A 13,580-nucleotide genomic window follows, 5' to 3' on the forward strand; every position below is an offset into this window, starting at 1 on the left:
CCTAACGCGCTACCGCAACGCGCGGCAGCCGCAGCGTTGTCTGCAGCCCGCCCAGGTCCTCGCTCTCGCCCAGATCGACCGAGCCGCCATAGAGCTCGGCCACGTCGCGCACGATGGCAAGGCCAAGCCCGGTCCCCGGCTTGCCGGTGTCGAGCCGGGCGCCCCGATCGAAGATCCGCTCGCGCGCTTCCTCGGGAATGCCCATCCCATCGTCCTCGACCCAGATGTCGCAATACTTGGGATCGAGCGGCGATGCATCGACAGTAATGAACACCGAACCACCGCCGTACTTGGCGGCATTTTCGATCAGGTTGCCGAGAATTTCGTCGAGGTCCTGCCGCTCGATCGCGACCAGCGCTTCCTTGTTGCCGTCCATGTCGAACCGCACCTTGGGGTAGAGCCGGGACACCGCGCGCTCGACCGCCTCGACGCTTTCCCACACCGTCGCGCGTGAAAGCCCGGTGGCCCGGCGCCCGACCGCACGCGCGCGCGCCAGATGGTGATCGACCTGCCGCCGCATCACCGCCGCTTCACGGATGACCGTGTCGGCCAGGTCGTCCGCCTTTGCCGTGGCAGCGTTCATCACCACGGTAAGCGGCGTCTTCAGCGCATGTGCGAGGTTCCCGGCATGGGTGCGCGCTTCTTCGGCCTGGCGCTCGGAGTGTTCCAGCAGCCAGTTCAATTCGACGACGAGCGGCTGCACCTCGAGCGGCAGCGGCTCATCCACTCGCGCCGCACCGCCTTCTCGCATGCGCTGGATGGCCCGGCGAACCCGGCGCAGGGGCGAGAGGCCATAGTATGTCTGGAGCGATGCCATACCGATCAGGCCCAGCCCAAGGACCACGAAGGACCACACAAGGATCGACCGGATGCGGCGGATCTGCGCGTCGATTTCGCCCCGGCTAGCCGCCACGGAAAACTGCCACAGCGTATTGCTACCCGGCAGGATCACGCTGCGTTCGATCACCCGCAACCGCTCACCTTCGAACTGGTCGGAGTCGTAAACGTGCGGCTCGGTGTCGAAATGGTCGTTGCGCAGCTTGAGCGTGCGATCCCATAACGAGCGGGAGGGAAAGTCTTCGTGCCCCTGCCCCGAAATCTGCCAATACAGGCCAGAGTTTGGTTCAAGAAAGCGCTGGTCCCCCAAGGGCCGGTTGAAGAACACCTCCCCGTCCGGCCCGATTTCAGCCGACGCGACCATTGCGGTCAGCATATAGCCGAGCTGTTCGTCGAAGTTGCGCACGACAAGGCCGGACAGCGTCCGGTCGAGCGCGATACCACCGCCAAGCAGCAGCACCGTGATCCACGCGAACGCGATCAGCAACATGCGCCGCGCCAGCGATCCCGTGTGCGGCGCGCGCGCGGGCGCCTCCGGCATGGTCTCCACAGTTTGCGCCGGGGGCGTCGTCATAGCTGGGGCGTGCTGGCGCGCGGGCCCTTACCCGCGCGGCTGTGCCGGATCGTCGAGGCTGTAGCCCAGCCCGCGAATGGTGGTGATGACGTCCGGCCCCAGCTTCTTGCGGATGCGCGTCACGAACACTTCGATGGTGTTCGAATCGCGGTCAAAGTCCTGGTCGTAGATATGCTCGATCAGCTCGGTGCGGCTGACCACCTTGCCCTTGTGATGCAGCAGGTAGGACAGCAGCTTGTATTCCTGCGCGGTCAGCTTGACCGGCTCGCCATTCAGCGTGACGCGCCCCGAACGCGTATCAAGCCGCACGTCGCCTGCGATCAGCTCGCTGGAGCTATTGCCCGAAGCGCGACGGATCAGCGCGCGCAGGCGGGCGATCAGTTCTTCGGTCTGGAACGGCTTGGCGAGGTAATCGTCGGCGCCGGCATCGAGGCCCGCCACCTTGTCCGACCAGCTGTCGCGCGCGGTCAGCACGAGCACGGGAAACTTGCGTCCTTCCTTGCGCCACATGCCGAGCACGGTCAGGCCATCGATCTCGGGAAGGCCAAGGTCGAGGATAACCGCGTCGTATTCCTCGGTGGAGCCCATGAAGTGGCCGTCTTCGCCATCGACGGAAAGATCGACGGCATAGCCGTTCTGTTCGAGCGTGGTCTTCAGCTGACGTCCGAGAGTCGGTTCGTCCTCGACGATCAGGATACGCATTCGCGGCTGCCCCTTCTTGCGCTGCGCTCCATAGGCGGAGCTTTCAGCGCCAAACGTTGTCAGGCGCTAGATGGTCCCAAGAACCTGAACGGTCAAGAAACAGGCCGAAAAGCCAGCGTTCAGCGGGATTCGCCGAGAACCCTGCCGGTCCGGGCATCGACATCGACGAAAACCACCCTGCCATCGCGGATGAATTTGAGGCGATAGGCCATCGCCGCCGGATCGTATTCGGGGCCGAGGTACTGCATTCCCTGCTTCGTCGGGAGGACGCGGCGTTCAATGTCGCGCAGGGACTGTACGTTGCCGGCGCGCAGGTCGCGGCGGGCCTCGTCCTGTTCTCCGCGCGGTTCGGCGTGGACAGGGACGAGCGGCGCAAGCGCCAGCGCGGCGACAGCCGCGAGCAGGGGAGTTTTCCGATGCATGATGCTGGAATGCCTAGCCCGGGGGCATTGAACAAGCTCTGAATGCCACCGTTCGGCGAGGTTCATTCAACCGGTGGCGCGATTGCATCACTTCGCGCAGCCCGCTAGGCGCAAGGGCTATGGCAGCAGCACCGATCCTCAGCTGGGAAGGCCTTGGCCTCAACCAGGGCACCAGCTGGCTTTTCCGCGATATCGACATCCACATCGGCCCGCGCGACCGCCTCGCCCTGATCGGTCGCAATGGCGCCGGCAAATCCACGCTGCTCAAGCTGATCGGCGGGCAGATCGAAGGCGACAAGGGCAAGCGCTCGATCCAGCCGGGCGTCAAGGTCGTCACGCTGGAACAGGACCCCTTCTTCACCGGCTTCGACACGCTGATGGACTTCGCGCTTGCCGGAAGCGATGCGCCGGAACGGCACGAGGTGGAGGCGATCGCCGGGCAGCTCGGCATCGACATGAGCCGCAAGGCGCAAAGCGCCAGCGGCGGCGAACGGCGCCGCGCCGCACTCGCCCGCGCGCTGGCCCAGGATCCCGACCTGCTGCTGCTCGACGAGCCGACCAACCACCTCGACCTTGCCGCGATCGACTGGCTGGAGGACTGGCTGCAGCGGTACAAGGGCGCGTTCGTCGTCATCAGCCACGACCGCACCTTCCTCGAACGCCTGACGCGCGCGACGCTGTGGCTCGACCGGGGATCACTGCGCCGCAAGGAGATCGGCTTCGGCGGCTATGAAGCCTGGATGGAGCAGGTCTACGCCGAAGAGGCGCGCGCGGCCGACAAGCTCGACGCCAAGCTGAAGATCGAAGCGCACTGGCTGGAACGCGGCGTCACGGCGCGGCGCAAACGCAACATGGGCCGGCTCGAAAAGCTCTACGAGATGCGCGCCACCCGCGCGGCGATGCTCAATCCGCAAGGCACCGCCAAACTGGCCTTGGGCACCGATGACGAGGCCAAGAGCAAGGCGGTGATCGTCGCCGAAAACGTATCGAAGAAGTTCGGCGCCAAGGGACATGAGCGCACGATCATCAAGGACTTCACGCTGCGCATCACCCGCAAGGACCGCATCGGCGTGGTCGGCGCGAACGGTGCGGGCAAGACCACGCTGCTCAAGCTGCTGACCGGCGAACTTGCGCCCGATACGGGCACGGTCACGCTAGCCAAGACGCTTTCGGGCGTGATGATCGACCAGCAGCGCAGCCTGATGGCGCCCGACAAGCGGGTGCGTGACGTGCTGGCCGAAGGCAGCGACTGGATCGACGTGCGGGGCACGCGCAAGCACATCCAGGGCTATCTCAAGGAATTCCTGTTCGATCCGGGCCTGGTCGAGGCCCGCGTCGGCACGCTGTCGGGCGGCGAACGCTCGCGCCTGTTGCTCGCCCGCGAATTCGCGCGCCTGTCGAACCTGCTGGTGCTCGACGAGCCGACCAACGATCTCGATCTCGAAACGCTCGATCTGCTGCAGGAAGTCATTGCCGATTACGAAGGCACCGTGCTGATCGTCAGCCATGACCGCGACTTCCTCGATCGCACGGTGACGATCACGCTCGGCCTCGATGGTTCGGGCAAGGTGGATATCGTGGCGGGCGGCTATGCTGACTGGGAAAAGATCCGCAAGAGCCGCGAAGCCGGCAAGCCCGTAGCGCGCACAGGCGGAGCCGCCAGCGAAGCCGCACCGCCCCCTCCCCCGCCGCCGGCAAGGAAGGGCAAGCTTTCGTACAAGGACCAGCGCGACTACGAACTGCTGCCCACGCGGATCGAGGAGCTCGACGCGGCGATTGCGCGTGGCGAAGCGCAGCTCGCCGATCCTGACCTCTATGCCAAGGACCCGAAGAAGTTCGATGCGCTGATGGCCGCGCTCGAAAAGGTCCGCGCGGACAAGGATGCCGCGGAAGAGCGCTGGCTGGAACTCGCCGAGATGGTAGAAGGCTGAAAGCGGCCCCTCCCGCGACAGGGAGGGGAATCGCGCCGTTACGCCTTCAGCGCCGCCGCGGTGCGTTCGTCGATGCGCTTTTCCAGGATCGACAGCGGCATCGCGCCTTCGCGCAGCACTTCGTGGAACTGCTTGATGTCGAACTTCGGCCCAAGCGTCTTCTGCGCCTTTTCGCGCGCGCGGGTCCAGGCGATGTGCCCCATCTTGTAGCTGCACGCCTGGCCGATCATGGTGCAATAGCGCTCGACCTCGCGCTGGCTGCGCGGGCGGGCAAATCCGGTGGTCGCCACCATGTAATCGGTCGCCTGCTCACGGCTCCAGCGCTTGGTGTGCAGCCCCGTATCGATCACCAGCCGCGCCGCGCGGAACAGGAACGACTGCAGGTAGCCAGCCTTCTCGATCCCGTCGTATCCGCCAAGCTCGTCGGCCAGCTGCTCGGAATAGAGCGCCCAGCCCTCCGAATAGGCCGAAAAACCGCCAACCTTGCGCAGCATCGGGATATCCTTCGACGTTTGCGCGATGCTGATCTGCAGGTGATGCCCCGGCACGCCTTCGTGATAGGTGAGCGATGGCAGCGAATACTTGGGCCAGTCGGCAACTTCCTTCAGGTTGATCCAGTAGATCGCCGGCCGCGACCCATCGAGCGCGGCGCGGTAGTAATAACCGTTCGACGCGCCGTCCTGGATTTCGACCGGCACGCGGCGGATCTCGAGCGGCTGGCCGGGCAGCGTCGCGAAGGCCTTGGGCAGCAGGCCCGTCATCCGCGCCACGCCGGCATTCAGGCTGGCGATCAGCGCGGCCCGCCCTTCGTCCGTTTCCGGATAGAGCTGGTCCGGCTGTGCGTTCAGCGCCGCCAGCCGCTCGCCGACGGTGCCTTTGGTCATGCCCGCAGCCTTGAGCACGGCGTCCAGCCTGGCGGTCAGGTCCGCCACCTGCTCGAGTCCGATCTTGTGGACCTGCTCGGGCGTGAATTCGGTCGTCGTCGCCTGTCGCAGCGCGGCGGCGTAGATCGCATCGCCATTCTGCAGGCGCCAAGCGCCGTCGCCCGCCGGGGTCTGTGCACGCAACTGCTGCACCAGCGCGATCTGGCGGTCGAGCGCGGGGTAGACGCTGTCGGCGACGATCTTCTCCGCCCGCGCCTGCCAGTCGCCGGCAATGCCCTTGGCGGCGGTGCGCCGCACGAGCGAGGCGACCACGGTGTTCTGCCCCGCAGGCACCGCGCGCAGCTTCTGCATCTGGCCGAGCGTGAGGTCGAGCGACCAGCCCGGCGCGATCAGTCCGCGCGCGCTTTGCGCCTTCTGCTCGGCGCTGTCCTCGTCGAGCGCCTTGCCCACCAGCGCAAGGCGGGCGAGATAGGCCTCGGCATCGGCCGCGTTCTCGATCGTGTGCCGGCTGTCGAGGAAGTCGGGCAGCGAGAAATACGCCCCGCCCTGCTGGTAAAGACGATAGGGCCGCTGCACCGAATCGACATGAAGACGCGGTGAATCCAGCCGCGATTCGAGCTGGTAGGTCACGACGTCGAGGTTCAGCCGGCTGGCGCTCGACAACGCCGCGCGGTCCACCTTGCCAAGATCGGCCAGTGCCTGCCGCGTCTGGGCCACGCTTGCCGCGACGCCCGCCTCGGTACGGTCGTCGAGCTTCGACTTCATCCCCGCCCATTCGCCCTTGTCGAGCCCGAGCGAACTTACGCCTTCGGGCGAGAGCGCAAGGCTGTCCTTGAAGATGCGATCGAACAGCGCGTTCAGCGCCACGTCGGCATCACCCGCCGCAAGCGCAAGGCCCGGCCGCGCCAGAGTGATCATGCCGAGCGCGCCAGTGCCTGCCAGAAAGTGTCTGCGTTCCATTAATGTGGTCCTTCTTCGTGTCAGGTCAGGCGTTGCGCAGGCGTTCGGCCGTGCGCTGCTCGATCCGCGCCTCGAGCATCGAGAGCGGCATGACACCTTCCTTCAGCACTTCGTGGAACCAGGGGAGGCTGAACTTGTCGCCGAGCGCCGTCTCGGCCTTCTTGCGCGCACGTACCCACGCGGTGTGGCCGATCTTGTAGCTGCAGGCCTGGCCAATCGAGGCGCAATAGCGCTCGATCTCTCGCTGCGCGCGGGCCCGCGGGAAGCCCACCGTCGCAACGAGGTAGTCGGTCGCCTTCTCGCGGCTCCACTTGTAGTGATTGAGCCCGGTATCGACCACCAGCCGCGCCGCGCGGAACAGGAACGACTGCAGGTACCCGGCCCGCTCGATGCCCGAATAGCCGCCCAGTTCGTCGGACAGCTGTTCAGCATAGAGCGCCCAGCCCTCGCCATAGGCCGAAAGGAAGAAGTCCTTCAGCATCATCGGCAGCGACTTCTCGGTGCGGCTGTACCCGCCCTGCAGGTGGTGGCCGGGAATGCCTTCGTGATAGGTCAACGCCGGCAGCGAATAGCGCGGCCAGTCGGCGGTCGATTTGAGGTTGATCCAGTAGATCGCCGGGCGCGAACCATCGAGCGTCGCCGAATAATAGTACCCGTTGGGCGCCCCATCCTGGATTTCCACGGGTACGCGCCGGATTTCCAGCTTTTCGTGCGGAATGTCCGAAAACGCGCGCGGCAGGCGGCCCTGCATCGCGGCAACGCCGGCGTTCAGGTCCTTGATCAGCTCCGCCCGGCCAGCGTCCGTGTTGGGATAGAGCTGGTCGCTCGCGTGGTTGAGCGCCGTCAGCCGCTCGCCGACATTGCCGGTGGTGTAGCCAGCCTTTGTGAGAATGGCATCGAGCTGCGCGGTGATGTCCGCCACCTGCTCCAGCCCGATCTTGTGGATCTCCTCGGGCGTCATTGTCGTCGTGGTCGCCTGCGCGAGGGCCGCGCGGTAGATTTCGTCGCCGCGCGGGATGCGCCACGCGCCATCGCCGGGCCGCGTCGTGCGCCGCAAGCGTTCGACGAGCGCGATCTGACGGTCGAGCGCGGGATAGATGTCATTGGCGACGATCTTCGCAGCGCGGGCTTCCCAGTCCCCGGCGATGTTCTTTTCGGCCGCGCGCGTGACCAGCGAACGGACCATGCCGCTCTGTTCGGGGGCCGGCTGGCGCAGCTTCTTCATCTGCCCCAGCGCCAGATCGAGCGACCAGCCCGGCGCCAGAATGCCCTTTGCCGCCTTGCGCCGCTGATCCTCGGTCTGATCGTCAAGGGTAAAGCGGAAGAACCGCAAGCGCGAAAGGTACGCCTCGGCATCGTCGGTGGTTTCGATCGGGTGCTGGCTGTCGAGGAAGTCGGGGATGCCGAAGTACGCGCCGTCCTGCTGCGTGATGGGATAGGGTGATTGCACGCTGTCCACGCCGAGCGGCTTGGCGACCAGTTCCTGCTGGTACTTGTAGGCGGCAATATCGCGAATGCGCTTGCCCGCATCGCTAAGACCACTCGCATCGAAGCTGCGGATCTGCTGCAGCGCCTTGCGGTTGAAAGCCTCGGCCATGTCCTGCCCGGCCTCGCTGCTGTCGCTCAATCGGCTGCGAAGCTCGCGACGCGGACCGGTGTCCAGACCCATGCTGGTCGCTTGTTCGGGGCTGATCAGCAGCTCGTCGTAGAAGATCCGGTCAAGCAGGGCGTTGAGCGCGGCATCCGCGGTGCCTTGCGCCAGCAATCGCGCGGGCCAGCTGAGACCGAGTGCTGCGACAGCGCTCCCGGAAAATGCCAGAAAATCACGTCGTTCCATTTTGTGCTCCCCGAACAGGTCGTTGCAGTGGTTACCGCCTGCCTGCCAGTTCGGGAAGCTTGCAAATGTCGTTCGTCGATACCGGTCAGCGGTTCAACGGATGCTGTTGAAGTCCGTACTCCGGTCCAGCACGATGCTGCGCACCAGCCTGGTGCCATGCATCGGCCAGCGCAGCGTCCGCACCAATTCAAGGCGCAGTCACGTGCCAATCAAGAACCGTCGATTGAAGAGACATCCGCATCCTTGCAACCGAATAAGCTGACCGGCAGCAAAATTTGCTTTTAAACTTCGGGAGTTGGCAGCTTCATTTTGGCGAGGCAACGCATTTTCACGTTTCAATTCTCGCGCTTCAAGCACTTGTGCTGAGACGGCTGCGGAATGATCTGCCCGAAATCGCAAGGAACCTACAGTGAAAGACAGAAGCGCTTGCCCGAAATCGTGAATTGTAGGAAAGCATAAAGTCGCGCGCTTCAGCCGATCCTCTGACGAGAGCCGCCGTGCCATGATCAATAGAATTCGCGACATCCGTCGCCAGAAGGGTTTGACCCTTGCCGATGTAGCAGCACGCTGCACTCCGCCGACGACCGCACAGACGATCGGACGGCTCGAAACCGGCATGCGCTCGCTTTCGCTCGCCTGGATGAACCGGATTGCCGCCGCGCTCGATGTCGATCCCCAGCTCCTGGTGGGTGCCGAAAGTGATCAGCCGACGGCGATGGTCGCCAAACTTGGCGCCAGCGGTGCCGAAGCGCTGACACGTCCGCTGGAAGCTGTTTTCCCGCTCGCCCCCGATGGCGACACGCCGGTCGTGGTCATGGGCGTGGACGCAAGCGTCGGCGAATATCGCGCCGGCGATCAGGTTTGGCTGCGCCAGTTCGCGCCCGAAGACTTTGTCCGCGCGCTCAACCGCGATGTGCTGGTGCCCCGCCCTGCGGGTCGCTTCGCCTTTGGCCGCCTGCTCGATTGCGAAGACGGACGGGTCACGCTGCTGCCGCCAGGCACCGGCCATCGCCAGGTGACGGTGGACGCCCCAGCCTGGATCGCCGTTTCGGAAATGCTGGTGCGCCGACTGTGAATTTCAATGGAGCGGGTTTGCGCCCGTGAAGCGCCGGCTGCTGTCGATCTCCACGCTCTACCCGGCGCCGCAGCGTCCGGGTTTCGGCCGTTTCGTGGCACGCCAGATGCAGGCGCTGGCATCGCGGGGCGATTGGGACGTCACCGTGATCAACCCGGTCGGCCTGCCCCCGGTCAAGCTGCAGCGCTATGCGCGGCTGGCAGACATTCCGCTTGAGGAACATGTCGACGGCGTCGCCGTCCACCATCCGCGCTTTACCCTGATTCCCGGGCTGTCGGCACCGTTCAACCCGGCCCTGATCGCCCACGCGATCCTGCCGCTCGCCCGCAGGCTACACGCGATGCAGCCCTTCGACATGGTCGATGCGCAGTTCTTCTTCCCCGACGGCCCCGTCGCCCGCCGCGTGGCCAGGGCACTCGACTTGCCCTTTGCGATCAAGGCGCGCGGCTCTGACGTCCACTACTGGGGCAAGCGCCGCCTCGCCCTGCGCCAGATGCGCCGCGCCGCGAACGAAGCCCGCGCCGTGCTGGCGGTCTCAGCCGCCCTCGGCCAGGATATGCAGGTGCTCGGCCTCGCGCCCCGTGGTGTCGAGGTGCATTATACCGGGCTGGATCACGAACGCTTCAAGCCGGTCGCCCGCGCCGCGGCCCGGCAGCTCGCCTCGGCCATCCCCGAACTCGGCATCTGGTCGCAAGGGCGGATGATCGCCTGCGTCGGCGCGCTGCTCAAGATCAAGGGCCAGGACATCGCCATTCGCGCGCTGCGCCACCTGCCCGAAGACGTGCGGCTGGTCCTTGCCGGCGAAGGTCCTGAGCTTGATGCCCTGCGCGCTCTGACGCGCCAGTGCGGCCTTGAACAGCGTGTGCAGTTTCTCGGCTCCGTCGGGCACGAAGCCATGCCCGTGCTGCTCAGCGCCGCCGATGCCATGGTCCTGCCGTCAGAGCGCGAAGGCCTCGCCAACGCCTGGATCGAGGCGCTCGCCTGCGGAACGCCGGTCGTCATACCCGACATCGGTGGCGCGCGCGAAGTCGTTTCGGCACCTGCCGCCGGCCGCATTGTGGAACGCACGCCGGAAGACATCGCGCGCGGCGTTTCCGAACTGCTCGAAGATCCGCCCGCGCAGGACGATGTCGCGGCCTACGCGGCGCGGTTCAGCTGGTCGGCCAATGCCGAGGCGCTGAACCGGATCTACCGCAGGGCCATCAATTCCTGATCCGCGAAAGGCGTCGCTCAGACGCCTTCGCGGGCCAGACGTTCCTGCTTTTCGAGCGCGGTCTCGGTCGGGACGAAGCTCTTCGGATTGACCTTGAGCCAGATCAGGATCGGCGCGGCCATGTAGATCGAGCTGTAGGTGCCGACGAAGATGCCCAGCGTAATCGCGGCGGTGAAGCCGAAGATGACTTCGGGCCCCAGCAGCAGCAGCGCCACCAGCGTGATCAGCATTGACAGCGACGTCACGATCGTGCGCGCCAGCGTTTCGTTGACCGACAAGTCGAGCAACTCGGGCATCGGCATCTTGCGGAACTTCTTCAGGTTCTCGCGGATGCGGTCATAGACGACGATCGTGTCGTTGAGCGAATAGCCGATCAGCGTGAGCAGCGCGGCGACGATGTTGAGGTCGAATTCCAGCTGGGTCAGCGCGAACATGCCCAGTGTCAGCGTCACGTCGTGGATCAGCGCGAACAGCGCGCCGATGCCGAACTGCCACTCGAAACGCAGCCAGATATAGGCCGCCACCGCCAGCGCCGCGAAGCCGAGCGCCTTGAACGCATCCCAGCCGAGCTCGCGCGAAACCTTGCCCGAAACCGAATCGACACCATCGATCCGCGCATCGGCGTGGTTCTTCTTGACGTCGGCGGTGATCGTGCGCGCCATCTTGTCCGACAGCGATGCATCGTGATCCGCGCCTTCGGGCAGCTTCATCCGGATCGAGATCTCGTTGGGCTTGCCGTAGCGCTGGATGATCGGCTCGCCATAGCCGAGCTTGGCGACTTCATCACGCAACGTGGCGACCGGCGCCTCTGCACTGCGCTCGAACGTCACGCGGATCATCTGGCCGCCGACGAAATCGACGCCCAGGTTCAGGCCCTTGGTCAGCACCAGGCCCCAGCTCGCCGCCATCAGCACGATGCTGACGATGTAGAAGGGCAAGCGCCACTTGAGGAAGTGGATGTTGGTGTTGTCGGGAACGAGCTTGAGGAGCTTCATGCCTCTTCTCCTCTTACAGGTTCAGTTCGGCCGGGCGGGCGCGGCGCAACCATTGCGCGACCCACAGGCGGGTGAGCGTGACCGCGGTGAACACCGAGGTCGCGATGCCGATCATCAGCACCACGGCAAAGCCCTTCACCGGGCCCGAGCCGAAGGCGAACATCAGCACCGCCGCGATCACGTTGGTGATGTTGGCATCGAAGATCGCTCGGCTGGCTTCCTTGTAGCCCATCTCTACCGCGGCGACGACGCGCCGGCCCCGATGTCGCTCTTCGCGGATGCGTTCGTTGATCAGCACGTTGGCATCGACCGCCGCACCGATCGTCAGCACGAAGCCGGCGATGCCGGGCAGCGTCAGCGTGGTGCCAATGATGCCCATGATGCCAAGGATCATGAGGACGTTCAGCACCAGCGCAAGGCAGGCATAGACGCCGAAGCGGCCATAGGTCGCCAGGATGAACACGGCGAGCGCCAGCGTGCCGACGCCCATCGCGATCATGCCCTTGCGGATCGAATCCGCACCAAGGTCCGGCCCGACGGTGCGCTCTTCGACGACCTTGAGGTCGACGGGCAGCGCGCCAGAGCGCAGCGAGATGGCCAGCGCATTGGCGCTTTCGGCGGTGAAGCGGCCCGAAATGACAGCACTGCCCCCCAGGATCGGCTCGTTGATGTTCGGTGCCGACAGGACCTTGCCATCGAGGATGATGGCGAAGGGCTTGCCCACGTTCTGCGTGGTCAGGTTGGCGAACTTCTTGCCGCCCTCGGTGTTGAAGGTGATGTTGACGACCGGCTCATTGGTCTGCTGGTTGTTCGTCATCTGCGCGTTGGTGAGTTCGTCACCACGGATGCCGCCCAGCCGCTTGACCGCGATCGACGCCACACCGCCGCCTTCACTGGCAGTGGCATAAGGCACGATCTCGCTTCCCGGAGGCGCAACGCCGCGCGCCACGTCGGACGGCAGCGCGGTCGTGTCGACCAGCTTGAATTCAAGCTTGGCGGTCTGGCCCAGCAGGTTCTTGAGCTGCTGCGGATCCTGCAAGCCGGGCACCTGCACCACGATGCGCTGCGCACCCTGGCGAATGATCGTCGGTTCCTTGGTACCCAGTGCGTCGATGCGCTTGCGCACCACTTCCACCGCGGTGTCCATCGCCTGGCTCACCGCCTGGTCGATGCCTTCCTGCGTCGGCGTCAGCACGAAGCGATTGCCGTCGGCGACGGTGATCGTCCAGTCGCGCTTGCCGGTCAACCCCGCCCCGTTGGTCAGCGGCAGGATCGCCTCGCGCACGGCATCGACCTTGCTCGGATCCTCGACCAGGAAGCTCAGCGAGCCGTTGTTGTTCGAGATGTCGCTGATGCGGATGTTTTCCGCCTTCAGCTTGCCGCGCACGCTTTCGTCCATGCCCTCGATGCGCTGCTGGCGCACCTGCGAAGGATCGGCTTCAAGCAGGATATGGCTGCCACCGGCCAGGTCGAGACCGAGATTGACCTTGGGCTGCGGCAGCGAGGCTGGCAGCTGGATGTTGGTCATCGAGGTCAGCGAAGGCACCGCGGCCAGCGCGCAGACAATGGTCAGCGCCCAGAGCCAGATTACCTTCCAGCGTGGAAATTCGAGCATCGGTATCGTCCTGCTGGAAAGATCAGTCGTTGGCGGGCTTGCTGCCACCCGGCGGCACGATGTCGCCGATGGTCGACTTCACCGCCTTGACCCGCACGTTGGGCGCAAGCTCGAGTTCGACGATGGTGTCTTCGACCTTGATCACCTTGGCGAGCAGCCCGCCGGCGGTAATCACCTGATCGCCCCTTTGGATCCCGGCCAGCTTGGCCTGCTGTTCCTTCTGCCGGCGCATCTGCGGGCGCAGGATCAGGAAGTAGAACACCGCGCCCATCGCGATCAGAGGCAGGAACTGCAGATAGGCGGGCGGCTCGGACGACGCGGCGGCGGGCGCGGCGGAGGCGAGAAGGGCGAACATGGCAGGACCGTTCATGGGATCGGGGAAAACTCGTCTTGCGGGAAGCGCGCACAGCGATGGGGCACGCATCCCATGGAAAAACAGCGTGGCCGCGCGCCTAGCAGCCTTGCCGCGCCAAGGCAATCGAACCGCGCTCCGCCCCATCTTGCCGCACTGGCCTGCCGCCCCGCCGACAGCGAT

At 65.3% G+C, this 13,580-nt stretch carries 11 protein-coding genes; 3 read left to right on the forward strand and 8 right to left on the reverse strand.

The window, feature by feature from the left end; all coding sequences use genetic code 11:
• Position 1: 1 nt before the first annotated feature.
• From HHL27_RS11215 to HHL27_RS11225, 3 genes are all read right to left on the reverse strand, one after another.
• Positions 2 to 1,411: a sensor histidine kinase gene (locus tag HHL27_RS11215; protein WP_420874054.1), complete on the reverse strand. Its 1,410-nt coding sequence runs from the start codon at positions 1,409 to 1,411 to the stop codon at positions 2 to 4.
• A gap of 27 nt (positions 1,412 to 1,438) precedes the next feature.
• Positions 1,439 to 2,113 carry a response regulator transcription factor gene (locus HHL27_RS11220; protein WP_169493488.1) on the reverse strand — a complete coding sequence of 225 codons (675 nt, stop codon included), beginning with the start codon at positions 2,111 to 2,113 and terminating at the stop codon, positions 1,439 to 1,441.
• Positions 2,114 to 2,232: 119 nt separating this feature from the next.
• Entirely contained in the window at positions 2,233 to 2,535 is a 303-nt protein-coding gene (locus tag HHL27_RS11225) for a PepSY domain-containing protein (RefSeq protein ID WP_169493489.1), read from the reverse strand.
• Positions 2,536 to 2,654: 119 nt separating this feature from the next.
• Between HHL27_RS11225 and HHL27_RS11230 the strand changes: the two genes are divergently transcribed.
• Positions 2,655 to 4,466 (forward strand): ABC-F family ATP-binding cassette domain-containing protein, encoded by a 1,812-nt coding sequence (locus HHL27_RS11230; RefSeq protein WP_169493490.1) that lies wholly within the window; start codon positions 2,655 to 2,657, stop codon positions 4,464 to 4,466.
• A gap of 38 nt (positions 4,467 to 4,504) precedes the next feature.
• Here the strand turns inward: HHL27_RS11230 and HHL27_RS11235 are convergent, their stop codons facing one another.
• The gene (locus tag HHL27_RS11235; RefSeq protein ID WP_169493491.1) at positions 4,505 to 6,310 is read right to left on the reverse strand and encodes a DUF885 domain-containing protein; all 1,806 of its coding nucleotides are present in this window, start codon (positions 6,308 to 6,310) and stop codon (positions 4,505 to 4,507) included.
• A 25-nt stretch (positions 6,311 to 6,335) separates the two neighbouring features.
• On the reverse strand, positions 6,336 to 8,147 hold the full coding sequence (locus HHL27_RS11240) for a DUF885 domain-containing protein (protein WP_169493492.1): 1,812 nt from the start codon (positions 8,145 to 8,147) through the stop codon (positions 6,336 to 6,338).
• A 502-nt stretch (positions 8,148 to 8,649) separates the two neighbouring features.
• Between HHL27_RS11240 and HHL27_RS11245 the strand changes: the two genes are divergently transcribed.
• Together HHL27_RS11245 and HHL27_RS11250 are read left to right on the forward strand one after the other, a co-directional pair.
• A complete protein-coding gene (locus HHL27_RS11245; protein ID WP_169493493.1) occupies positions 8,650 to 9,222 on the forward strand; it encodes a helix-turn-helix domain-containing protein in 573 nt (190 codons plus the stop codon).
• A gap of 25 nt (positions 9,223 to 9,247) precedes the next feature.
• The gene (locus HHL27_RS11250) at positions 9,248 to 10,435 is read left to right on the forward strand and encodes a glycosyltransferase (protein WP_338114881.1); all 1,188 of its coding nucleotides are present in this window, start codon (positions 9,248 to 9,250) and stop codon (positions 10,433 to 10,435) included.
• A 17-nt stretch (positions 10,436 to 10,452) separates the two neighbouring features.
• On the opposite strand, the gene secF is transcribed toward HHL27_RS11250, so the two are convergent.
• Genes secF through yajC form a run of 3 tightly spaced genes read right to left on the reverse strand, consistent with a single transcriptional unit; the run spans position 10,453 to position 13,400 of the window.
• Positions 10,453 to 11,430 carry a protein translocase subunit SecF gene (secF, locus tag HHL27_RS11255; protein ID WP_169493494.1) on the reverse strand — a complete coding sequence of 326 codons (978 nt, stop codon included), beginning with the start codon at positions 11,428 to 11,430 and terminating at the stop codon, positions 10,453 to 10,455.
• Positions 11,431 to 11,443: 13 nt separating this feature from the next.
• Positions 11,444 to 13,045: a protein translocase subunit SecD gene (gene secD / locus HHL27_RS11260; RefSeq protein WP_169493495.1), complete on the reverse strand. Its 1,602-nt coding sequence runs from the start codon at positions 13,043 to 13,045 to the stop codon at positions 11,444 to 11,446.
• 22 nt (positions 13,046 to 13,067) lie between these two features.
• Positions 13,068 to 13,400: a preprotein translocase subunit YajC gene (gene yajC / locus HHL27_RS11265; RefSeq protein ID WP_169493496.1), complete on the reverse strand. Its 333-nt coding sequence runs from the start codon at positions 13,398 to 13,400 to the stop codon at positions 13,068 to 13,070.
• Positions 13,401 to 13,580 lie beyond the last annotated feature (180 nt).

The organism is Novosphingobium olei (assembly GCF_012927405.1).
GTDB classification, from domain to species: Bacteria; Pseudomonadota; Alphaproteobacteria; order Sphingomonadales; family Sphingomonadaceae; genus Novosphingobium; species Novosphingobium olei.

What these genes read in the sequence shown, in the direction of transcription:
- HHL27_RS11225 (WP_169493489.1), bottom strand. Translation starts at nt 2,535, where the DNA reads ATGCATCGGAAAACTCCCCTGCTCGCGGCTGTCGCCGCGCTGGCGCTT.
- HHL27_RS11240 (WP_169493492.1), bottom strand. Translation starts at nt 8,147, where the DNA reads ATGGAACGACGTGATTTTCTGGCATTTTCCGGGAGCGCTGTCGCAGCA.
- secF (WP_169493494.1), bottom strand. Translation starts at nt 11,430, where the DNA reads ATGAAGCTCCTCAAGCTCGTTCCCGACAACACCAACATCCACTTCCTC.
- yajC (WP_169493496.1), bottom strand. Translation starts at nt 13,400, where the DNA reads ATGTTCGCCCTTCTCGCCTCCGCCGCGCCCGCCGCCGCGTCGTCCGAG.
- HHL27_RS11230 (WP_169493490.1), top strand. Translation starts at nt 2,655, where the DNA reads ATGGCAGCAGCACCGATCCTCAGCTGGGAAGGCCTTGGCCTCAACCAG.
- secD (WP_169493495.1), bottom strand. Translation starts at nt 13,045, where the DNA reads ATGCTCGAATTTCCACGCTGGAAGGTAATCTGGCTCTGGGCGCTGACC.
- HHL27_RS11215 (WP_420874054.1), bottom strand. Translation starts at nt 1,411, where the DNA reads ATGACGACGCCCCCGGCGCAAACTGTGGAGACCATGCCGGAGGCGCCC.
- HHL27_RS11220 (WP_169493488.1), bottom strand. Translation starts at nt 2,113, where the DNA reads ATGCGTATCCTGATCGTCGAGGACGAACCGACTCTCGGACGTCAGCTG.
- HHL27_RS11235 (WP_169493491.1), bottom strand. Translation starts at nt 6,310, where the DNA reads ATGGAACGCAGACACTTTCTGGCAGGCACTGGCGCGCTCGGCATGATC.
- HHL27_RS11245 (WP_169493493.1), top strand. Translation starts at nt 8,650, where the DNA reads ATGATCAATAGAATTCGCGACATCCGTCGCCAGAAGGGTTTGACCCTT.